Below are 22861 nucleotides of genomic sequence, written 5' to 3' on the forward strand. Positions count from 1 at the left end.
GCGATGGCCCCGTGTGCGGTTTCCGAAGCCATCGCGTGCCCCGACACGCACGCATTACCGCGTCACTTCACCCACGCGAAGTAATACGACAACCCGATCGTCAACCCCGCACCGATCAGCGCCGCATACGGCATCAGGCTCAGCCACAGCGCGCGCTTCGGCACTTCCAGCTCCATGTCGCGCTGCATCTGCGCGGGGAAGCGGCCGCGATCCTGCCAGTAGTGGCGATAGAGGAACACCGGCACGATCAGCAGCATCGCGATCAGCCCGTTGCGCAGCGTGCCTTCGCCTTGCAGGTTCGCACCCGCGCCGACGTAGACGAGGTTCGCGTACCCGCAAATCGCGCCGCCGACGAGCAGCCAGGTCGGACAACGGAACGGCCGATCCCAGTTGCCGCGATCCATCCGGTGGATCCAGCCGGACTGAAGATTCAGGAATACGAACAGCATGTAGCAGACGTTCGAAATCGACAGCACCGTCATGTAGTCCGACATCATCAGCAACACGAGGTTGAAGCCGAGGTCGGTCCACATCGCGCGCGTGGGCGAGCCGTGCTCGTTCACGTGCGACAGGTACTTCGGCAGCCAGCCGTCGACCGATGCCTGGTACAGCGTGCGCGACGAGCCCATCATCGACGTCATCACGATCAGCAGGATCGACAGCATCAGCATCACGACGACCGCATTCGCGACCCACGCGCCGCCGCCGACGATCTTCGCCATCGCGGCCGCGACGCCGGTGCCGTCGCCGATCGCCGGATCGAGCATCGCCTGCGTGCCGAGCGCGCCCTGGAACGCGAGCGGGACGAGCGTCATCACGACCAGACACAGCGCACCCGACCAGAAGATCGCCTTGGCCGTATCGCGCCGCGGATCGCGGAATTCACGCGTGTAGCAGACGGCCGTCTCGAAACCGTACGACGCCCAGCCGGCCATGAACATCGCGCCGAGCGCCATCGTCACGCCCTGCCCGTTCCACGAGCCGAACGTCGCGGCCGTGAGGTTGCCCTGCGCGTCGTGACCGAGCGGCAAGAGCGGCAGCAGGTTCGACATCGGCACGTCGCCGGTGACGAACGGCACGATGCCGACGATCAAGAGCGGCGTGAGCGACGCAATGCCGAGAATGCGCTGCGTACGTGCAGCCTTTGACGCACCGCTGTGCTGAAGCTTGAACGTGATGAGAAGCAGAATCGTCGCGATGATGAACGTCGCGTTGATTCGCAGGGAGAGACCGGGCTTGATGAAACCGAGATCCGCCACCTTGAGCTGCCAGTGCAGCACCGCCGCATTGGCGGGAAAGAGACTCGTGAGCGCATAGCTCGCCGCGAGGCCGCAGCCGAGCGCAAGCATCGGCGACCACGCGAGCCAGTTGCACCACACGGAAACCGGGGCAATCAGCTTGCTGTAACGGACCCAGCCAATCGCGCCGTACACCGACGCGCCGCCCGATTTATGGGGAAATAGCCCCGATATTTCCGCATAAGTCGCGCTTTGAATCAGCCCCATCGTGATCGCGGCGATCCAGATCGCCCACGCGGGCTGGCCGATCGTCGCGCATACGCCGCCGATCGTGAACAGCACGCCTGCCGGCACGCCGCTCGTCACCCAAAAAGCGTCTTTCCAGGTCAGGCCACGATGCAGCGTGTGGCCCGTCGAATCATGTGAGATCGTTGCCTCAACATCACTGGTGCGATTCGCACGCAGTCCTGCTTGACTCATCCAATTCCTCCTCTCGATCAGAGTTGGCGCTTCAGCGCTTACTCTGGTCCGATGCAAAGCAGATGATTCCGCACAAGGGCCGTAGTGTAACAATTTACGGGCTTTTTTGCAGAATCAGCAAAATAAAACCGGGATATGGCCGCATTGCATCCTGATTATTTCGGATTCCTGCGTGCCATTCCCGGCGTGTTTTTATGATGACTCGTACGACGTATGTCGCGATGCTTACTGCGCGCCTTCCGTCCACGCATTCACGCGGTCGGCATGCGCTGCAATCCACGCATCCGCAGCGGCTTCCGGCTTCGAGCCGTTCTGGATCGCCAGCATCACGCTGTCGATTTCACCGGGCTTCCACTGGAATTTCTTCAGGAACGCGACGACCGGCTTCGCCTTGGTTTCGAGCCCCGGATTCACGACGCTGTCGACATGCTCGGCGCCGCCGAACACCTTCTTCGGATCCTCGAGGAAGCGCAGCTTCCACTTCGCGAACATCCAGTGCGGCGCCCAGCCGGTCACGATCACCGGCTTGTTCGCGCCGACCGAACGCGACAACTCGGCCGTCATCGCGCTGCCCGAGCTCGGCATCAGCGTGTAGCTCAGCCCGTAGTTCTTGATCGCTTCGTCGGTCTTGCGCATCACGCCCGCACCGGCATCGATGCCGACGATGCGGCCGCCGAAGCTGGCCTTCTCCGCATTCAGGTCGTCGATGCTCTTCGCCTTCACGTAATCCGGGACGATCAGGCCGATCTTCGCGTCGGGGAAGTTCGCGCCGACGTCGACGACCTTGCTCTTGTATTCGCTCCAGTACGAGCCGTGCGTGACCGGCAGCCACGCGGACAGCGTCGCATCGAGATCGCCGCGCGCGACGCCCTGCCACATGATCCCGGCAGCGACCGGCACGAGCTTCACCTCGTAGCCGAGCTTCTTCTCGATCACGCGGGCCGCGACGTTCGACGTCGCGACGCTGTCGTCCCAGCCTTCGACGTAGCCGATTTTCAGCGTCGGCTTCGTATCGGCGAGCGCCGATGCGCTCAATGCCACCATCGCCGACAGGGTGCCGGTCCAAAACAGTTTTCCGAACAATTTCATGGTCGATCTCCTTGGTCTGCGCACCGTGCGCGTTGTCTCTCTAGGTTCTTCAACCACAAATCCGCGGTATCGTTGTTTTCCGACAGATGCTTGTCCGGACGCGACGCGCCCGGACAGCCGATGACGCGTTTCGACTACTTGTCGATCACGAGATCCGACAGCGGCTTGCTGCAGCACAGCAGCACCATTCCCTGATCGATTTCGCGCTGGCGGATACCGCCGTTGTGTTTCATCTCGACCTGCCCCGACACGAGCTTCACCTTGCAGGTGCCGCACATGCCCTGCGTGCACGATGCGGGCAGCCGCACGCCCGACTGGCGCGCCGCGTCGAGCACGTGCTGCTCCGAGCCGCACGAAATCTCGCGGTTGCTCTTCGCGAAGCTGACCGTGTACTGCTTCGTCGCGGCGTCGCCGCCTTCCGCCGGCGGCACGAGTTCGGCGAGCACTTCATCGCTCGCGGTCTGCGCGAGCGTTTCGAACGAGAAGCTTTCCTCGTGATACTGCTTGCGATCGAAACCGGCTTCGTCGAGCAGGTCGCGCACGGCCTTCATGTACGGCGCGGGGCCGCACGTGAAGATCTCGCGTTCCATGAAATCCGGCGCAATCAGCTTCAGCAGCGGCAGCGTCAGGAAGCCCGTGACGCCCGGCCAGTTGGTGCGTGCGCCGACGCGTTCGACGACGAACGACGTGCGGAAATTCGTGTGGTTCGACGCGATCAGGTCGAGCTCGCGCGCGAAGATGATGTCGTCCGGCGTGCGTGCGCTGTGCACGAACAGGATGTCGCGGTCTTCCGCGAGATCATGGTGCGCGCGGCTCATCGACATCAGCGGCGTGATGCCCGAGCCGGCCGACAGGAACAGGTACTTGCGTGCCGGATGCCGCGCGCACGTGAATTCGCCGGCCGGGCCGAGCACGCGCACCGATGCGCCCGGCTGCAGGTTGTCGTGCAGCCAGTTCGACACCTTGCCGCCCGGCACGCGCTTCACCGTGATCGAGATCGTGTGCGGCCGCGCCGGCGACGACGAAATCGTGTAGCAGCGGTTGATCGTCTCGCCGTCGATGTCGAGCTCGAGCGTGATGAACTGCCCGGGCTCGAACGAGAACGTGCGGCCCTGCGGTGAACGGAAGAAGAAGCTCTTCACGTCGTGGGTTTCCTGCCGCACGTGGCAGCACACCAGCGTTTCCTCGACGTCGCTCGTCCAGCGCTCGGGCAGCGCGTTCCAGAAGGCCGGGTGCGTCACCCGGCTGTCCGCCGGCTCGAAATTGGCCGCATCTCGCATCATGTCTTGCTCCGCTTATACGCTGCTGGGTGCTACGCGCCGGTTTTTTCGGCGAGCCGGCCGATGTACCAGGCCGAGAATTTTTCGACGAGACCTTCCGTGTACGGCGAATACGGGCCCGGCTCGTACGCGCTGCTGGTCGCGCCGCGCTGCGAGAATTCGACGAGCGCGCGATCCTGGTCGTTGGTCGCGTTCCACACGGCCGTCAGGTTCTTCACGTCGTAGTCGATGCCTTCCTTCGCGTCCTTGTGCACGAGCCACTTCGTACGCACGAGCGTCTTGCCGGCCGACAGCGGAATCACCGAGAACGTCACGATGTGATCGCTCATGAAGTGGTGCCACGAGTTCGGCTGGGTCCAGAACGACAGCCCGCCGAGGTCGGCCTTGTCGAAGCCGCCGAGCAGCTTCTTCGACGCGATCTTCGCATCGAGCGTCTGCGATTCGCCGTGACGGTCGAGCGGCAGGCGCTGCGTGCGGAAACCCGTCACGTCGAGCAGCTTTTCGATTTCGGCGGACGGCAGGCCCATCTCGGCCCACTCCTTGCCGCGCCGCACGCACGTTTCAGCGAATGCGTCCATGCCTTCGGCGTTCGCGTCGGAGCGCTGGTAGCCGAAGCCGTATTCGTACAGCGAGATCGTCAGCTCCGGATGGTTCGCGACGCAGTGATAGCACTCGCGGTTGTTCTCCATCGTGAGCTTCCAGTTGCCTTCCTCGATGATGTCGATCTGCGCGGCGATCTTCGTGCTCGGCAGATCGTGCGGCAGCAGGTACGGCTCCATCTCCGCGCGCATCTGCGCGAAATCGACCGGCGGCTCGTCGGCGAGGCAGATGAAGATCAGGCCCGCGAGGTTCTCGACGTGCACCGACTTCAGGCTGTGCTTGCAACGGTCGAACTTCTCGCCCATGTGCTCGGCGAACATCAGTTGGCCCGTCAGGTTGTACGTCCAGCTGTGGTACGGGCACACGATGTTGCCGACCGAACCCTTGTCTTCGTTGCACAGGCGCGCGCCGCGGTGACGGCACACGTTGTGGAACGCGCGGATCGCCATGTCGTCGTCGCGCACGATCAGGATCGAATCGCTGCCCAGCTCCACGGTCACGTAATCGCCCGGCTCGGGAATGTCCGGTTCGATCGCCACCTGGATCCAGTGCTGGCGGAAAATCGCCTCCATGTCGAGCGCGAAGATGTCCTCGCTCGTGTAGAACGGCGCTTCGAGGCTGTGGCCTTCCTTGCGGCGTTCGATCAGTGCACGAATGTCTGCCGATACTTTCATCGTTTGCTCCGGATTCCTTGCATCCCTGGGTTGCTTGCCGACAGGCATCAAAATCAGTAGTCGATGAGCTGATGCTCGCGCAAATACGCGAGGATCACTTGTGCTTTTTCGACCGAACTCCCTTCATTTACGACGTTGCCGCCACGGCTTTCGGTCGTCGTCGCGGACAGCATCCGGGCATGCCCGGAGCGCTTCTCGGCGGCGACCAGTTTTACGGGTTTACGCTCGATCGGGCCGACCGTCCACGCGGCCGCATCGGCGTCCGCGCCGCTCGCCGCGAGCGCCGGACGGATCGCGCCCGCGCGCAGCCGCGCATACGCATAGCGCGGCTCGACACCGGCGAGCGGGTGGACGGCGACGACGGCCGGCAGCGCCGCGTCGACCCGCCGTCGCAGCCCTTTCGGCAAAAATTGCCGGACCGCCGCGCGGCCGCCTTCGACCGTCACGTCGACGGCCGAGCCGACGAGCGGATAGCCGAGCGCCGCGGCGACGCGGTACGGCAGCATCCCGGTGTCGTACGCGCCCTCGGCGCGCGTGCCGGTCAGCACGAGGTCGTAGCCTTCGACACGCGCGGCGAGCGCGTGCACGGCATCGTCGCCGTCGCGGCAGGCCAGCACCTCGACCTCCCGCGCGCCGAGCGCGAGATACTCGGCCAGCGCCGCGTTCGCGGGGTCACCCGCGTGGATCACGTCGAGCGTCGCGCGATGCTTCTCGGCAAGCTGGCGGCCGGTTTCGAGCGCGGCCGCATCGTTGCGGCTGTAGCGCGCGATGCCGCTGACCGGATGCCGACCGACGGACACGAGCACCGCGATGCGTTGCAATGAGCGGGGGGCGTTCATGCGGCGACTCCTTCGGGTTCACGGGTGCCGACCGCGGCCGGCGATTCGCCGCGCGCGGCCCGCGCGGCCTGGACCTGTTCGATCAGCGCGGCGATCGTCGCCTGCGCGTCGCCGACCACCGTCAGGTTCGCGCGCTTCGCGATCGGCGCGCTGCCGTCGAGGTTCACCGCGATCACGTGGCGGCAGTCCTTGATCCCCTGCAAATGCTGCACCGCGCCCGAGATGCCGAACGCGATGTACACGCTCGCCTCGACCGTCTTGCCGGTCGCGCCGACCTGCTTGTCGCGCGTGAAGTGGCCGTTGTCGACCGCGACGCGGCTCGCGCCGATCGCCGCGCCGAATACGCCGGCCAGCCGCTCGAACGCGCCGATGTCGGACACGCCGTTGCCGGCCGACACGATGAAATCGGCTTCCTCGAGCGCGACCTGGGCCGCGTCGATTTCGTCGAGACCGAGATCGCGGTACGGCTGCGCGGCGTCATGCGCCGGGCGGATGAAATCGGACGCCACGCGCTCGCCCGCGCCGACGAACGGCAGCTTCGCGTCCACCGCGTTCTGCGCGAGCAGGATCACGTCGGGCAGCGCGCGGGTCGCGAACGCCCGCCCGGCCTGCGCATACGTCCCCACGTGCTTCGCGTCGATTTCGACCACGTGCGTCGCGACGCTTGCGCCGGCGGCCGCCGCGTAACGCCGGCCGAGATCGCCGTCGCCCGTCGCGTTGTCGGGCACGAACACGTGTTTCGGGGCGAGCGCGGCAACACACGCCTGCAATGCTTGCAGCTCGCTTTCGGGATCGAACGCACGGCGATCGAAGCCGGTCAGCTCCAGCAGCTTGTCGACGCCGAGTTCGGCCACGTCGTCCTTCAATTCGCCGAACGCGAGCAGCGCGACTTCCGTCTGCGCATCGGCGAGCACCGCGGCGGCGGCAATCGCCTGACGCGAATGGTCGTCGAGCGCGCCGCGTTCGCTGTGAGCGACCACCAGCATCACGTGCTTCGGGTCCTGCAGCGCACGGCGCGGCTTCGCGGTCGCAACGCCATGGCCGTGGGCGGACCACTGCGCGGCGTTCGCATCGGCGCTGCCTTCCTCGCCGAGCGTGATGCGCTTCAGGCCGGCGGCCGTGATGATGAACGGCCGGCGCGGATCGATTCGTTTGATCGTATTCATCGATTCACTCCAGCGAGGCGGCGACGAGTTCGGCGACGTCGAGCACGTCGGGGCGCGGGCCCACGACGCCTTCGAGCATGGCCGTGCAGTTCGGGCACGCAACCGCGACCACGTCCGCGCCGATCGTGCGCGCGTCGGCAATGCGGATGTCCGGGATGCGCTGCTTGCCGGGGATGTCGGTCAGCGGCCCACCGCCGCCACCGCCGCAGCAGCGGCCGCGCATGCCGTTGCGCTCCATCTCGACGACCTGGATGCCGATCGTCTTCAACAGCTTGCGCGGCGCTTCGATCTCGCCGTTGTAGCGGCCGAGGTAGCACGGATCGTGATAGGTCGTGCGCTTCTCCTGCAGCGCCTCGACCGCCTTCGGCGCGATCTTGCCGCTGTCGGCCAGTTCGGCCAGATAGGTCGTGTGATGCTTGACCGTCACGCGCAGCCCGAGCGCGCGGTATTCGTTGCGCAGGCTGTGCATCACGTGCGGGTCGGCCGTCACGATCTGCTTGTACGACAGCGTGCCGAGCGTGCCGATCAGACGCTTCGCCATCTGCTGGAACGTCGCTTCGTCGCCGAGCCGGCGGGCAACGTCGCCTGTGTCGGTTTCCGTCGGGCCGAGCACCGCGTAGTCGACGCCCGCCTTGTTCAGCACCTTCACGAACGCGCGCAGCGTGCGCTGGTAGCGCATGTCGAACGCGCCTTCGCCCGCGACGAACAGCACGTCGACCGGCTTGCCGGGTTGCGCGACCGGCGCGCTGAGGTCGACCGACCAGTCGTAGCGCGCGGCCGTGTCGTAGCCGCCCATCGTGCCGGTCTCGCGCAGGTTCGCGAGCACTTCCTGGCCCTTGCCCGGCACCGTGCCGTGCACGAGCGTGCGGTTGCGGCGCATGTCGACGATCGCGTCGACGTGTTCGATCAGCATCGGGCATTCCTGCACGCACGCGCGGCAGGTCGTGCACGACCACAGCGTCTGCTCCTCGATCAGGCCCGACACGATCGGGCCGTTCGGCTCGCCGCGATGCTGGCCGACCGGGATGCCCGGCGACGGGCTGCCCGCGTACGCCGCATCGGTGCCGCCGGCCATCCCGACGACGAGATCCTGGATCAGCTTCTTCGGGTTCAGCGGCTGGCCCGACGCGAACGCGGGGCACGCGGCTTCGCACTTGCCGCACTGCACGCACGCGTCGAAGCTCAGCAGCTGGTTCCAGCGGAATTCGACCGGCTTCGCGACGCCGTACTCCTGATGCTCGATGTCCGGCAGCTTCAGCGCGGTCGGCGGCGTGGCCGTGCCGTTGCCGGTGAACGATTCGCGCGTGGCCGCGAAACGCTCCTGGCGCGGGTGGAACGCGAGGTGCAGCAGGCCGGCGATCGCATGCTTCATCGGGCCGCCCTTCGCGGCGCCGACCGTCATCGTGAACGCACCGACGCCGATCAGCAGCGCGCAGAGCACCGCGAACGCACCCGACATCGCGCCGGTCGGCACCAGCATGAACAGCACGAGGCCGAGCGCGAACGAACCGAGCAGCCAGGGCAGCGTATTCCACGGGCCGCGCGACAGGCGCGCCGGCACGTCCTTCGCCGCGCGTCGGCGCCACACGAACACCGCGCCGACCAGCATCGCGAGCGCCGCGAGGAAGATCAGCTTGTCGAGCCACGGCGAGTAGATCGCGAGGCCGTAGTTGACGAACACCAGCGCGAGCGCGCCGATCGCGCCGCCGGCGGTCGCGACGTGGGTTTTCGCGATGTACGGATCGCGGGCGACCACGTGGTGCAGGTCGACGAAATAACGCTTCGGAATCGCGAACAGGTTCGCGACGCCGAACGAGCCGGGCGCCGTCGCGCGGCCCAGACGCCAGTAGGACGAGCGCTTCGCGACCGCGAACGCGAGCCCCGCCACCGACAGCCACAGCAGGGCGGTAATGAGGAAGGACGGGTTCATCTTTTAGAAATCCTTCACGAGACGCAGCGAGTCGTAGATCGCGCCGTGGACGTTGTGCATCGAGATGCAGTCGCCGACACGGAACAGCAGGAAACGGCCGTTGCCGAGTTCTTCCGACAGGCACGGCTGCGGCTCGGCCGCGAACAGCGTGTGCGGATCGATCTGGCCGCGGTTCACCGATTCCGGCTTGAGCTTCCAGTACAGCTCGTCGTTCGGCGACGAGCCGTTCTCGATCACCACCTGGTCGACCGCGCGCTCTTCCAGTTCTTCCGTGTACTCGTTGCGCAGCACGGCGATCATCTTGCCGTTCTCTTCATAGACGCGATCGAGCATCGTGTTCGGCGTCGGGATCACGCCGAATGCGTACAGGCGCCGATAGAAGATCGGGAACGTGGTGCCGCCGCAGTCGTCGGCGACCTTCACGTCCGGCGTGACGACCTCGACCTTCGAGCCGCGGCTCGCCATGAAATCGGCCACGCCGGCGCCCGCATGCGTGCTCACGCCGTCGAACAGCAGCACGTTCTGCTTTGGCTCGACCTTGCCGGTCAGGATGTCCCACGAGCTGACGGCGAGGCCTTCGGCCACACCCCACGCCGGCACCTGCCACGTGAAGCTCGAACCGCCGGTGGCGAGCACGACGATGTCCGGCTTCTCGGCCATGATCATCTTCTCGTCGGCGGCCACGCCGAGACGCCGGTCGACGCCCAGGCGCTTCGTTTCCATGTCGAACCAGCGGATGATCCCCGACATCTGCTCGCGCTGCGGCGCCTTCGCGGCAATCATCACCTGGCCGCCGACTTCCGCGTTCTTCTCGAACAGCACGACGTCGTGGCCGCGCAGCTTCGCGACACGCGCCGCCTCGAGGCCCGCGGGGCCGGCGCCGACCACCACGACCTTGCGCTTCGGGCCGCGCGACTTCTCGATGATGTGCGGCATCGTCGCTTCGCGCGACGTCGCCGCGTTCTGGATGCACAGCACGTCGAGGCCGTTGTACTGGCGGTCGATGCAGTAGTTCGCGCCGACGCACTGCTTGATTTCGTCCTCGCGGCCGTCGCGGATCTTGATCACCATGTGCGGATCGGCGATCTGCGCGCGCGTCATGCCGACCAGGTCGATCATGCCGTTCGCGAGCAGGCGCTCGGCCTGGCCCGCATCGCGGATGCTCTGCGCATGCATCACCGGAATCTTCACGACCGACTTGATGCCGGCTGCGAGGTGCACGAACGGCTCCGGCGGCAACGCCATCGGCGGCATGCAGTTGGCGATCGTGTTGTGCGTATCGCCCCCCGAGCCGACCACGCTCAGGTAGTCGATCAGGCCCGTCTCCGACATCGCCTGCGCGATTTCCTTCAACGCTTCGTGATCGAGGCCGTCCTCGTGGAATTCGTCGCCGCACATGCGCAGGCCGACGCAGAAATCCTTGCCGACCGCCTCGCGCACGGCCGTCAGCACTTCGATGCCGAAGCGCAGGCGGTTTTCGAGGCTGCCGCCCCATTCGTCGGTGCGGTGGTTCGAACGCTTGCTCCAGAACTGGTCGATCAGGTGCTGGTGCGCGGCGGAGATTTCGATGCCGTCCATGCCGGCCGCCTTCACGCGCTTCGCGGCCGCCGCGAAATCGCCGATGATGCGGCGGATTTCCTCGATCTCGATGATCTTCGCGTTGCCGCGGTGCACGGGTTCGCGCACGCCCGACGGCGACATCAGGTGCGGCCAGTGCTCGCCGTGGAACGACGAGCGGCGGCCCATGTGCGTCGCCTGGATCATGATCTTCGCGCCGTGCTTGTGCATCGTGTCAGCCAGGCGCGTGAGCGGATCGATGATCTTGTCGGTCGACAGGTTCACCGATTTCCACCAGCCTTGCGGGCTGTCGATCGATACCGGGCTCGACCCGCCGCAGATGGCCAGGCCGACGCCCCCCTTCGCCTTTTCTTCGTAGTAGCGGATATAGCGGTCGCCCGGCAGGCCGCCCGGCTCGGCATACACCTCCGCGTGCGCGGTGCTGACGATCCGGTTGCGCAGCGTCAGCTGGTTCAGCTGCATGGGTTTGAACAGGTGGGGATAACGCATCGCTGGCGACCTCTGGCGTTCGAATGTCTCGTGTTGCGGGTGTTGTTCTGCTTCAGTGAATCAATGCGTCAGTGCATCAGTTCGCGATCGGCGACACTTCGAAGATGCAGTGATCGTGATGCTCGGCCGCACATTGCACTTCCTTCGAGTATGCGCGCGGCGCGCCCTTGCCTTCCGGCGTCGTGTCGTTGACCCAGTCCATCGCGCCCGCGAACCAGCCCGCGAACATGTAGCAGAGCTTGCCTTCCTTGCCCGGCTGCTGGAGCACGAACGACGAGTGGCGCAGTTCGATCTTCGCGCGGGCGCTCGCCGGGTCGGCCTCGATGATCGAGAACAGGCCCCAGCCGCGTTGCGACAGGCGCTTCAGGTAGTGCTCGAACACGGCCATGCCGGTCAGGCCGTGCAGCTTGGCTTCCTTGTCGCACCAGTGGTAGGCGGATTTGTAGCCGGCCTTGTAGAGGATCTCGGCATACGCGTCGACGCCGAGCGCTTCCTCGACGGCGACGTGGTTGTTCGTGAAGAAATGGCGCGGCACGTACAGCATCGGCAGCGCGTCGGTGGTCCAGACGCCGGTATCGGGATCGACGTTGATCGGCAGTTGCGGTTGCATCGTGGTGACTCCGTGAGGAAAGTGGCCGCGCGGCTCAGTGCGCAGGCGCGACATCGTCCGCGTGCCCGCGCGGCTTGCGCTGGCACGTCCCGATTTTTTTATGTTGAAACGACGAGTGCGGTTCGGCTCGGCGGGCGCTTACGCGCCCCACACGTCCTTGAACACGCGCACCCAGTTCTCGCCCATGATCTTGCGAATCCGCGACTCCTTCCAGCCGTGGCGTTCCATCGCGGCGGTCAGGTTCGGGAATTCGCCGATCGTGCGGATGCCGTCCGGGTTGATCACCTTGCCGAAGTTCGTCAGTTGGCGATAGCGGCCCTTGTCGTGCGTCAGCATGTCGAAGAATTCCTTCGCGAAATCCTGCGTGAAGTCCGTGCCGATGCCGACCGCGTCTTCGCCGATCAGGTTCACGACGTAGTCGATCGCCTCGATGTAGTCGTCGATGTTCGCCTCGATGCCGCGCTTCAGGAACGGCGCGAACATCGTCACGCCGACGAAGCCGCCCGCATCGGCGATTTCCTTCAACTGCGCGTCGCTCTTGTTGCGCGGATGTTCCTTCAGGCCCGACGGCAGGCAGTGCGAATAGCACACCGGCTTCTTCGAGAACGCGATCGCTTCCGACGACGTGTTGCCGCCCACGTGCGACAGGTCGACCATGATGCCGACGCGGTTCATCTCGGTGATCACTTCGCGGCCGAAGTCCGACAGGCCGCCGTCGCGTTCGTAGCAGCCGGTGCCGACCAGGTTCTGCGTGTTGTAGCAAAGCTGCACGACGCGCACGCCCATGTCGGCGAACGCCTCGATGTAGCCGAGGTTGTCCTCGAACGCATGCGCGTTCTGGAAGCCGAGGATGATCCCGGTCTTGCCTTCCTGCTTCGCGCGGAAGATGTCGTCCGTCGTGCGCACGAGCGTCAGCAGCTCGCCGTTGTCGCGGATCTTCTTCTTCATCACGCCGATGTTGTCGACGGTCTTCGTGAAGTTCTCCCACACCGACACCGTGCAGTTCGCGGCCGTGATGCCGCCCTTGCGCATGTCCTCGAACACCGGCTTCTCGAACTTCGAGATGTTCAGTCCGTCGATGATGATGCTGTCCTGATGCAGCGTGCTCATATCTGCTCTCGCTCGTGTGACTGTTCTTGTGGGGTGGGTCGATCAGTAGATCGGGAAGCGCTCGCAGAGCGCGAAGATCTCGCGGCGCACGCGCTGTTCGGTTGCCGGGTCGCCTTCCGGGTTCGCACGCAGCGCGTCGAACACTTCGAGGATCAGGCGGCCGATCTCGCGGAACTCCGCGACGCCGAAGCCGCGCGTCGTGCCGGCCGGCGTGCCGAGGCGAATGCCCGACGTGACCGTCGGCTTCTCGGTGTCGAACGGAATGCCGTTCTTGTTGCAGGTGATGCCCGCGCGTTCCAGCGCCTGCTCGACCGGCGCGCCCTTCAGGCCCTTCGGGCGCAGGTCGACCAGCAGCAGGTGGTTGTCGGTGCCGCCCGTGACGAGATCGACGCCGCCGGCCTTCAGCACTTCGCCGAGCGCCTGCGCGTTCGCGAGCACGCTGTCGATGTAGGTCTTGAAGTCCGCATGCAGTACTTCGCCGAACGCGACGGCCTTGCCGGCGATCACGTGCATCAGCGGGCCGCCCTGCAGGCCGGGGAACACGGCCGAGTTGATCTTCTTTGCAATGTCCTCGTCGTTGGTCAGCACGAAGCCGCCGCGCGGGCCGCGCAGCGTCTTGTGCGTGGTCGACGTGACGACGTGCGCGTGCTCGACCGGGTTCGCGTGGCGACCCGCGGCGATCACGCCGGCGATGTGCGCCATGTCGACCATCAGCTTCGCGCCGACACTGTCGGCGATCGCGCGAAAGCGTGCGAAGTCGAGCGCGCGCGGGTACGCCGAGAAGCCGGCGATGATGAGATTCGGCTTGTGCTCGTGGGCGAGCGCCTCGACCTGGTCGTAGTCGATGCGCAGCGTGTCGCGGTTCACGCCGTACTGGACCGCGTTGAACCACTTGCCCGACAGCGCCGGCTTCGCGCCGTGCGTCAGGTGGCCGCCCGCGTCGAGCGACATGCCGAGCACCGTGTCGCCCGGCTTGGCGAGCGCGAGCATCACCGAGCCGTTCGCCTGCGCGCCCGAGTGCGGCTGCACGTTCGCATAGCCGGCGTTGAAGATCTGCTTCACGCGTTCGATCGCGAGCGCCTCGACTTCATCGGCGAATTCGCAGCCGCCGTAGTAGCGCTTGCCGGGATAGCCTTCCGCGTATTTGTTGGTCAGTACCGAGCCCTGCGCCTCGAGCACGGCGCGCGACACGATGTTTTCCGACGCGATCAGCTCGACTTGCGACTGCTGACGCTCGAGTTCCTTCAGGATGGCGCTGCGCACCGGCGCGTCGCGCTCGGCAAGGGGCTGCGAGAAGAAAGGCTGAGTGTTCGACATAGTGCGTCCGTGACGAAGAATAAAGGGCTGCAACCGAAGCTCAAGGCCCGCCATCACTGGGTTTCCCGCTCGTCCAGTGCAAGGCTGCCGACGGCTCTATTCTTGTCGTTCGGATTTTCGGCGGATTGATGAATTTAGACGCGTTCTTTGCCTTTTCCGCCATGCGCGTCCGTTTTGTACAAGTGACCGGTCGTGCTTTTCGGGACGAGCGCCCGAAACGGTATCGATGGTTCACCTATGGACACGCACACCGGCAGTGCGTTTGCCGCACGTTCGCGTGCGGCTTCTCCCGGATACGGTGCAGTGCAGCAACGGCCCGATGCCCAGACAACGCTTGGAGCTAGGGTTTAGCCGTATGGCACGCTTGTTGCACTCGCTCACACAATACCGCAGCCCGATTCGTGCCCCGGGCCAAAAGCTATTAGAGATTCAAGGAACGCTCCCCATGTCGCCCGACCGCACAGCGTCGCTGTCCCACTTCGCGTTCATGCCGTTACCGAACTTCACGATGATCGCGTTCACCAATGCGATCGAGGTGCTTCGGATGGCGAACTACCTGAGCGGCCAGCCGCTCTACCGCTGGTCGGTGATCAGCCCGGACGGCGGTCCGGTCACGGCGAGCAACGGCCTCACGGTCGACACGGGGCCGGCGGAATGCGTGGGGCAACCCGACATCGTATTCGTGTGCGGCGGCGTCGACGTGCAGCGCGCGACGACGTCCGCCCACCTGTCGACGCTGCGTCGCTTCGCACGCATGGGGCTCCCGCTCGGCAGCCTGTGCACGGGCACCTATGCACTCGCGAAGTCGGGGCTGCTCGCGGGCTACGCGTGCGCGATCCACTGGGAGAATATGTCGGCGCTGAAGGAAGAGTTTCCGGACACGCGCTTCCTGAAAGAACTGTTCGTGATCGACCGCGACCGCATCACGTGCACGGGCGGCGTCGCGCCGCTCGACATGATGCTGAACCTGATCGCCGCGCGCGTCGGCACCGCGCGCGTCACGCAGATCGCCGAGCAGTTCATCGTCGAACATGTGCGCGACACGAGCGCGCAGCAACGCATGCCGCTCGTCGCCCGCCTCGGCTCGGCGAACAAGTCGCTGTTCGAAGTGATCTCGCTGATGGAGAACAACATCGAGGAGCCGCTGTCGCGCGAGGAACTCGCGCGGCTCGCGAACATGTCGCAGCGGCAATTGCAGCGCCTTTTCCGCGAGCATCTCGGGATGACGCCGACGCATTACTACCTGACGCTGCGGCTGCGCCGTGCGCGCGAGCTGCTGCTGCAGACCGACATGTCGATCATGCACATCACGATGGCGTGCGGTTTCCAGTCGGCATGCCACTTCAGCAAGAGCTATCGCGACGCGTTCGGCGTCGCGCCGACGCGTGAGCGACGCAAGCAGGTGGCGCCGCTCGCGCAGGGTGCGGCGAGTGCCGGGCCGGCGTTTCCGGCGCATGTGCTGCATGCGTGAGGCGGGCGCTGTGCGGCAGGAAACATGCCGAGCGACTGCGAAGGCATGATCAAAAAAGCCAGACGGACGTTTCAGCCTTTCGGCGCGATGCTTTCGCGCCGCTTCAACTGACGGCATTACCGTTGTAATCGCCGACTTTCCTCTTCCCGGTGCGCTCCTGCCACAAGAAGACGTTCGCCGGAAATCGGCGGAGGGCGCACTGAACACGCCGCCCGTCCGCGCTTGGGAATTCCCGCTAGCGGACATTCCGATTCCATCGCGCAATCGCGCCCGCTGTCGTCCGGCGCGACGATAAGCGCGATCACGCGTTCGAAGTTGGCGGGAAGCTTTCGCGAGTCGCTTATTCAAAGCACAGCACGCTTCGGAATCGAGTAATTGACGCCTACTCAATATTGCCGATTGTCACGGCGTCTCTTTTCAGTCGGAATCCAAACTAAAATCATACTTGTCCGATAGACACGGCAACAATTCCCGGCGAACGTTCATAGCTCGTTCATGCATGAGATATCCGAGCCCATGACAGAAAAAGAACAAGCCGATTGTCCATATTTTCTTCACTCGTCGATCCAACTTTACGCGATGGTTCAGCACCTGAGCACCACGCGGCCCTGCGCACCCGGCACGATCGATTCAGCATATAGCGGCAATATGCAAATGGTCTGCACGAGTGATCCGTTCATTTGCACCTACCTTTCACCGTTGATGCAGTCATAGGTTCGCGGACGCTTGCGCACGACGACGACTTCTGGCCAATCGATTTCCGGCAGGTCGATACCCGTCATTTCATGGAGCAGCATGGCCGGCTTTTGATCGCCGTGAACTATGCGTATGCGGCGACCGGAGGCCGTCTGGTGGTTTCCGATGCAGGCTATCCGCTGATGACCTACACGTTTGCATCCTTCGACGTGCCGGTCGAGCATCGCGACCACTTCACCATCCGCTTCCCTGACAGCGTGGTCGATCGGATTGAAACCGCCTATTCACGAGCCGGACTATCCGAGTTCGTCAAGACGCTCGACATGATGGATACATGGACCGCCGAGCAAATCGCCGATGCAGAGGCCGAAGCATTGGCACATATGCCACCGACCGTCGTCATTGAAGGCGCGGAGATCGATCAATACGCGATTTACGATCCCGATTCGGTCGACTGGATCTTTACCAACTTCGATTGAGGAAACGACCATGAGTCGACGAGCAGCAAGAAATGGGGATCCGACGACAACGGGCGGTGTCGTCATCGCGGTGACGTCCACGATGTTCAATCACGGCAAACAGGTAGCCTTGGATGGCGACAAGGCGACATGCGGAAATTGCGAAGGGGCGTTCCCGATAGTGGGCGGCGCACAGCGCATGATTCACCACGGGCGATGTGTTGCGCTGGAGGGTGACGCCGTATTGTGCCCATGCGGTCGAAACCGACTGATCGCGGGGAGCGACAGCACGATTTTCTATAGCGACAGCGGTAGCGGAAATGCAGCGAACCGGTTCGCTGCGGGTTCGGCAGTGGCGCCCACGCGGCACATGGCGGCACCCGGTATCCACGACGACCAATTCGTGATCCGCGACGTGCGGACAAAGCAGCGATTAAGCAACGTGCGCTATTGGATCAAGGATCGAGCCGGAAACGTACTTGCAACGGGCGTGAGCGATCGGCATGGTTGTACCGCACGCGTGCAAACCGAAGACGCGCAAATTTTGAAGCTGGTCATCGAGGACTGAGAAGATGGGAAACCAAACTACCGTTGCCGAGACAACGACAAACACCATTGAGGGCTCACAGCGATTCGCAGACGTCGACTTGCGTCCGATCTGCGAAAACATGACGAACTCGGAATTTCGCAAGATGTTTGCGGTAGCACAGGGGCGCGCAGTCGATCGATTGACGATTCGCATCGCCGACTTGAAAAAGTGGTCAAAGCAAGACAAAGATCGCGTGTTCAAGTGGTTCGGTCGAGACGACGACAAAACTCGAATGCATTTGCTCACGGGTTTAACGAAGGTACTTGGCGTAGTTCGGGCATTCAATGAAAACAACGTCGTTCGGAGCGGTAGCGCCGGCGATCTAGCGACGGGTTGCACTCCTCATCCGCGCGGAACGATTAACGAGGCCGCTCACGTGTGTGCGCCTGACACAACGACGCATACGATCGCGATTGGCGAGCGATTCTGCACGATGCGCCCGTGGACCGCGAATGCCGATTCGCACGTATCAACTATCATTCACGAAGCGACTCATTTCCACGACACTATGTCGTCAACCGATGACCAATACACGATTACCCCGTTGCTCCCTGGGTGGGGACGATCACATCCCAAGTTATCAATCAACAACGCCGACAGCATCGCGGGGTACGTCGTTGACATTGACTAAATTCCTTACAGCGCTCGCGTTGAGCTGCACACAATCGGTATTGGCATGTGAAGGTCCGTCGAACTTGCCGGGTTGGGATTTTGATGTTCGATTCAGCAAGGATTCGAGCGACCTATCCATCGCCGAACTGGCGAAACTGTCAGTATGGTCGACCGACATGCGCAACCGCTTTTCGATTATCGATGCGGTGTCGATTGTCGGACTGGCGGAATCGACGGAGCAAGATCCGAAGGCTCTAGCTCAACGACGTGCCGCGAACGTCAAGGCAGCATTGGATCAATTTTCGATTTATGGCGAACGAAATTCCATCATCGCGCGGATCTATAAGTTGCCGTTTCCCGCGAGCGAGTTCGACGATACGGGGCGTCGCGTCGAGATCACGTTCGGCCCGGGATGCCCTGACCACTGCTGCCCGAACCTGAACCCGATACCCAAGACACACTGACACGGCACGGTCCATTTACCGGCCCGCACAACGCGGGCCGTCCTCCCCTGCCTTTCACACCTTCCCGCTAGCGCTTACGATCCCCACACCTGCATTTCATCGAGCGAATACCCCCACTGCGTCGCCCGCTTCGTGCCAACCATCCGTACGTAACGGCCCTGCCCGTTCAGGTTCGGCAACGTCACGTGCCCATACGACACGCCATTGCTCGTCGAATAGATCGTCGTCCAGTTCGCGTTGTCGTTCGACGTCTGGATCTGGTAGACGAGTGCGCCCGCATCCCAATACAGATCGATGCTGCTGATGGTCTTCGTCGCGCCGAGATCGACGGAGATCCATTGCGGATCGACGCCAGTGCCTTCCGGCGAATCCCAGCGCGTGCTCGTCGTGTTGCCGTCGAATGCCTTGTCCGGCGTGAGCGATGCGTTGTAGCTTGCCGACGCCGCGGCCGGCCGCCCCTGCGACAGCAGCGTGCGTGCCGCGGCCGCGCCGCCGTAGTAGTTCGCGCCGAGCTTCGCCTTCGTCGCATCGGCATTCACGCCGAACTGCGACAGGCTCCAGCGCTGGCCGGTCGTCACGTCGCCGACGTAGAGCTGATAACCACCGGCCGTCGTCGACGAGAAGAACAGGTAGTTCGTACCACTGACGGGCGCCGGGTCCGAGTTGTTGCTCATGCAGTCGTTGAGCGCCAGCGCGCTCGGCGTCGAGGCCGGGTCCGCCGTCTTCGCATAGATCTGGTCGGCCCCGCCGCTGTCCTTCCAGCGCGCGTAGTACACCATGCCGTCCGCGCGCACGGTCGGGTAGTACGTCTGCAGCCCGGCCGGACGATCGAACACGGCGGTCGCGCCGGTCGCGATCGTGCGCTTCATCAGCCCCATGTTCGAGCCGGTGCCGGTCGCGTAGTACACGGCGCTCGCGTCCGGCGCGAGGAACGGCATCGAATATTCGGCGCCGGCCGGCGCGTTCGTCAGGCTCACGACCGACGTGAACACCGGGCCCGCGCTCGTGTACGACAGCGTCGCCTGCTTGACGTCGCCGTTCTGCTTGAACACGAGCGTCTTGCCGTCCGTGCTGAACTTCGGGTCTTCGTTGCGCGTGGCGCCCGTGCTGTTCGTCATGTTGACGGGCGGCGTGCCGGCGCCGAGCTGCAGCATGAACACGTTCCATGCGCCGTTGCGGATGCCCATGAACGCGAGCCACTTGCCGTCGGGGCTGAACACGCCGTTCATCGGATCGGTGATGCCCCACGCGCTCTTGCTGAGTTGCGTCAGCGTACGGGCCGAGAAATCGTAGAGGAACAACTGGCTCGTGCCGTCGCCGTACTTGACGTAGCTGTGATAGACGAGTTTGCCGGTCAGCGCGGCGGGGAACGTCGCGTTCGGCTGGGCGGCGGGATTGTTGACGCAGGCTGCGGCGGCCACGCCGCTGAACAGATTGAGGGCAATGCCGGCCGCGAGGCCCGCGACGAGGGTCTTCAATGTCACGCTGGATACTTCCGGGTAAGGTAAGGACGCCGCAGAAAAGGACTCGCGCGACACGCGCGGGCGTCACGGATTCGCGGTCGGGCAGCGTAAATTCCGTATCGGTCGGACAGCGGGAACAAAGCTTGCGAGAGGATGCCCGTTTGTCAGACGAAAGAACAGGATCAGAGCGCCGATAAAACATACGGATCAGCGATGTGGGGCGCGCTTGCACGTGACGGCTGCCGTACTACTCTTTGTCATCGAGGTCGATGGCCGGGAGAACGCGCATGAAGCGCTATGCGGTGCTGGCACAGACGATCGCCGACGCGATCCGGCGCGGCGATCTGGTGCCCGGCGCGCGCATCCCCACCGTGCGAGCCGCATGCCGCGCGCATCGCGTGAGTCCTTCCACGGTGTTTCGTGCGTACTACGCGCTCGAAAGCGAGGGCCTGATCGTCGCGCGGGCGCGCTCCGGCTATTTCGTTGCGAACGTCGCGGACAAGCACGTGCGGTTCGCGCGCGATCCGCCGCGCAAGCCGGGCGCCGCGCAAAACGACGCCGCGCAACCCGGCGACGACGATGCGCTGTTCCGTCTGCTCGACTCGCTCAAATGCGACGACATCGTGCCGCTCGGCTCGGCCTTCGCGAGCTATTCGCTGTTCCCGATGAGCAGCCTGTGGCGCCAGGTCGCGTCGGCCGCGCGCCACATGGACCGCACGAAACTGCTCGAAGGCTTGCCGCCCGGCAACGAAGCGCTGCGCCGTCAGATCGCGTTGCGCTACCTGAACGCGGGCGCGTCGCTGCCGCTCGAGGAAATCGTCATCACGACGGGCGCGACCGAAGCGCTGACGCTCAGCCTGCAGGCGCTGACGCGCCCGGGCGACATCGTCGCGATCGAACGGCCGGCCTTCCACGCGGTGCTGCAGGCCGTTCAGAGCCTGCATCTGAAAGCGGTCGAGATTCCGGTCGACCCGCGCACGGGCCTCGACCTCGACGCGCTCGCCGAGGCGCTCGACACGCATCCGGTGCGCGCGTGCTGGTTCATGACGTCGTTCCACAACCCGACCGGCGCGACGCTGACCGACGAGCGCAAGCGCGCGCTGATCGACCTGCTCGCGTCCCGCGGCGTGCCGCTGATCGAGGACGACGTGTATGGCGAATTGCAGTTCGGCACGGCGCCCACGCGCCCCGCGAAACTGTATGACGACAGCGGGCTCGTCCTGCATTGCGGGTCGTTCTCGAAATGTCTCGCGCCCGGATTCCGGATCGGCTGGGTCGCGGCCGGCCGCTTCGTCCGGCAGATCCGCAAGGCCAAAGGCGCGAGCGCGCCGGCCGCCGACGTACCCGCGCAGATGGCGATTTCGAGTTACCTGCGCGACGGCGCATACGACCGCTTCCTGCGCAAGCTGCGCCGCAATCTCGCCGCGCACCAGGCGCAGATGCTGTCGGCCGTACGCGCGTACTTTCCGGCTGACACCGAAGTGTTCGCGCCACGCGGCGGATATTTTCTATGGATTGAACTGCCGCCGCACATGGATGCGATGCACCTGTTCGACGATGCGATGGAGAACGGCGTGAGCATTGCACCCGGACCGATCTTCTCCACGACCGGCGGCTTCCGCCGCTATTTGCGACTCAATTACGGGCGGCCGTGGACACCGGCGGTCGAGCGCGCGCTGGAGACGCTCGGCACGCTCGCGGCCCGACAGCGGCACGGCAGCTAGGACGAAACGTACGGAGCGGAATGCGCGACATGCGCCTTGCGTTTCGTGCGCGAACGACCAAGAATGAAGCAGCAGGCAGACGTGGACGAACGGGTTCCACCCGTCCGATGTTATGGAGAATCCCATGAGCACCGCATGCGAACGACCGCCGATCTCTAGCCCGACGATCGCGCCCGTCGGTCGCTGACATGCGTGTCCTGCCTAGCCGCAGCGTCCGCGCGCGCGATGCCTGGCGTGCCGTGCTGAATGCGCGCGCCGAATCGCGGCACGCGACGTGCTGCCGCTGCCGCGAATGCGGCTTCGTGGCGTTCCGTGCGCTCGAGCACTGCCCCGTCTGCGGTCAATGGAACGGGCCGTTCGAACCGATCCGACACACGTCGGCCGATGCGCACGCCGCCCATGCGCCGCGATCGTTTCACACGTGGTCGTCACGCATCGCCCGCGCGATGCGCAACGCGGCTTTCCAGCGGCCGCGCGCGTCGAGCGCGCCGATCCTGAGCATCCTTACGCTCGTGCTGCTGGTCGGCGGCTACGTGGCGGTCGACCAGACCTGCAAGGCCGATCCCGTTTGTCGCGGATCCGGTGCGCCGGCCGCCGTCGCGACCGAAACCATGCTGCCCGCGTCGAACGATCCGTTGCTGCCGGTCGTGCCGGCACCCGTCTACCCGTTTCATTCGCCCGATGAAACGCAAGTGGCGGCCAGTCTGCCACCAGGCGCCCCACTCGCAGCCCAACCTGCTCGCAAGATGGCCATTGCACAAGCCGCGCCATCGTTGCGCCCGCCTGACCGGACGCGCGCCGGCGCGGTCCGCGTGGCCGACTGGAAAGGCAGCCGCGACACCGCCCATCGCACGCGTGCGATCCGCCGCGTCAGCGTGCACACCGGGCGCACACGTCGCGCCGCGGCCAGCAACGCCGAACTCGCGAAGCTCTATCGCGGCCACTGAGCGTGACCCGGGCTCGGGCTCAGCGGTCGTCGCGTTG

At 64.7% G+C, this 22861-nt stretch carries 19 protein-coding genes; 7 read left to right on the plus strand and 12 right to left on the minus strand.

Features of this window, described 5'->3' with window-relative positions:
• Positions 1–62: 62 nt before the first annotated feature.
• The 11 genes from GJG85_RS22600 to GJG85_RS22650 form a co-directional block, all read right to left on the minus strand.
• A complete protein-coding gene (locus tag GJG85_RS22600) occupies positions 63–1718 on the minus strand; it encodes an APC family permease (RefSeq protein ID WP_050012303.1) in 1656 nt (551 codons plus the stop codon).
• A gap of 225 nt (positions 1719–1943) precedes the next feature.
• Positions 1944–2807 (minus strand): glycine betaine ABC transporter substrate-binding protein, encoded by an 864-nt coding sequence (locus tag GJG85_RS22605; RefSeq protein ID WP_050012302.1) that lies wholly within the window; start codon positions 2805–2807, stop codon positions 1944–1946.
• A 134-nt stretch (positions 2808–2941) separates the two neighbouring features.
• The gene (locus tag GJG85_RS22610) at positions 2942–4090 is read right to left on the minus strand and encodes a hybrid-cluster NAD(P)-dependent oxidoreductase (RefSeq protein WP_050012301.1); all 1149 of its coding nucleotides are present in this window, start codon (positions 4088–4090) and stop codon (positions 2942–2944) included.
• A gap of 29 nt (positions 4091–4119) precedes the next feature.
• Positions 4120–5361 carry an aromatic ring-hydroxylating dioxygenase subunit alpha gene (locus tag GJG85_RS22615; protein ID WP_050012300.1) on the minus strand — a complete coding sequence of 414 codons (1242 nt, stop codon included), beginning with the start codon at positions 5359–5361 and terminating at the stop codon, positions 4120–4122.
• A 53-nt stretch (positions 5362–5414) separates the two neighbouring features.
• Positions 5415–6200: a drug:proton antiporter gene (locus GJG85_RS22620; RefSeq protein ID WP_089489634.1), complete on the minus strand. Its 786-nt coding sequence runs from the start codon at positions 6198–6200 to the stop codon at positions 5415–5417.
• Positions 6197–7366, minus strand: coding sequence for an electron transfer flavoprotein subunit alpha/FixB family protein (locus tag GJG85_RS22625; RefSeq protein ID WP_176016347.1), 1170 nt, complete (start codon positions 7364–7366; stop codon positions 6197–6199). The genes GJG85_RS22620 and GJG85_RS22625 overlap by 4 nt, the downstream gene beginning before the upstream one ends.
• Before the next feature lie 4 nt (positions 7367–7370).
• Positions 7371–9296 (minus strand): (Fe-S)-binding protein, encoded by a 1926-nt coding sequence (locus tag GJG85_RS22630; RefSeq protein ID WP_204384435.1) that lies wholly within the window; start codon positions 9294–9296, stop codon positions 7371–7373.
• Positions 9297–9299: 3 nt separating this feature from the next.
• Entirely contained in the window at positions 9300–11363 is a 2064-nt protein-coding gene (locus tag GJG85_RS22635; RefSeq protein WP_006488987.1) for an NADH:flavin oxidoreductase, read from the minus strand.
• Positions 11364–11439: 76 nt separating this feature from the next.
• Positions 11440–11973, minus strand: a complete 534-nt coding sequence (locus GJG85_RS22640; protein WP_204384436.1) for a DUF5943 domain-containing protein — start codon at positions 11971–11973, stop codon at positions 11440–11442.
• A gap of 138 nt (positions 11974–12111) precedes the next feature.
• Entirely contained in the window at positions 12112–13083 is a 972-nt protein-coding gene (locus GJG85_RS22645; RefSeq protein WP_050012295.1) for a dipeptidase, read from the minus strand.
• Positions 13084–13125: 42 nt separating this feature from the next.
• Positions 13126–14400: a serine hydroxymethyltransferase gene (locus tag GJG85_RS22650; RefSeq protein WP_050012294.1), complete on the minus strand. Its 1275-nt coding sequence runs from the start codon at positions 14398–14400 to the stop codon at positions 13126–13128.
• A 355-nt stretch (positions 14401–14755) separates the two neighbouring features.
• Here GJG85_RS22650 and GJG85_RS22655 point away from each other — a divergent pair, with 355 nt between their 5' ends.
• The 5 genes from GJG85_RS22655 to GJG85_RS22675 all read left to right on the plus strand — a co-directional run bounded on the left by GJG85_RS22655 (position 14756) and on the right by GJG85_RS22675 (position 18690).
• Entirely contained in the window at positions 14756–15871 is a 1116-nt protein-coding gene (locus GJG85_RS22655; RefSeq protein WP_124594757.1) for a GlxA family transcriptional regulator, read from the plus strand.
• Positions 15872–16551: 680 nt separating this feature from the next.
• A complete protein-coding gene (locus tag GJG85_RS22660; RefSeq protein WP_235356161.1) occupies positions 16552–17046 on the plus strand; it encodes a hypothetical protein in 495 nt (164 codons plus the stop codon).
• Positions 17047–17056: 10 nt separating this feature from the next.
• Positions 17057–17593, plus strand: a complete 537-nt coding sequence (locus tag GJG85_RS22665) for a PAAR domain-containing protein (protein WP_060734309.1) — start codon at positions 17057–17059, stop codon at positions 17591–17593.
• A gap of 4 nt (positions 17594–17597) precedes the next feature.
• Positions 17598–18245: a M35 family metallo-endopeptidase gene (locus GJG85_RS22670; protein ID WP_060734308.1), complete on the plus strand. Its 648-nt coding sequence runs from the start codon at positions 17598–17600 to the stop codon at positions 18243–18245.
• Positions 18232–18690: a hypothetical protein gene (locus GJG85_RS22675; RefSeq protein WP_235356160.1), complete on the plus strand. Its 459-nt coding sequence runs from the start codon at positions 18232–18234 to the stop codon at positions 18688–18690. The genes GJG85_RS22670 and GJG85_RS22675 overlap by 14 nt, the downstream gene beginning before the upstream one ends.
• Positions 18691–18764: 74 nt before the next feature.
• On the opposite strand, the gene GJG85_RS22680 is transcribed toward GJG85_RS22675, so the two are convergent.
• Entirely contained in the window at positions 18765–20174 is a 1410-nt protein-coding gene (locus tag GJG85_RS22680) for a discoidin domain-containing protein (protein WP_050012292.1), read from the minus strand.
• A gap of 266 nt (positions 20175–20440) precedes the next feature.
• On the opposite strand from GJG85_RS22680, the gene GJG85_RS22685 reads away from it, so the two are divergent.
• Positions 20441–21877: a PLP-dependent aminotransferase family protein gene (locus GJG85_RS22685; RefSeq protein ID WP_204384437.1), complete on the plus strand. Its 1437-nt coding sequence runs from the start codon at positions 20441–20443 to the stop codon at positions 21875–21877.
• A 188-nt stretch (positions 21878–22065) separates the two neighbouring features.
• On the plus strand, positions 22066–22824 hold the full coding sequence (locus tag GJG85_RS22690) for a hypothetical protein (protein WP_124555530.1): 759 nt from the start codon (positions 22066–22068) through the stop codon (positions 22822–22824).
• The last annotated feature ends 37 nt before the right edge of the window (positions 22825–22861 follow it).

The sequence above is a fragment of the Burkholderia sp. MS389 genome (assembly GCF_016899425.1).
Taxonomy (GTDB): domain Bacteria; phylum Pseudomonadota; class Gammaproteobacteria; order Burkholderiales; family Burkholderiaceae; genus Burkholderia; species Burkholderia sola.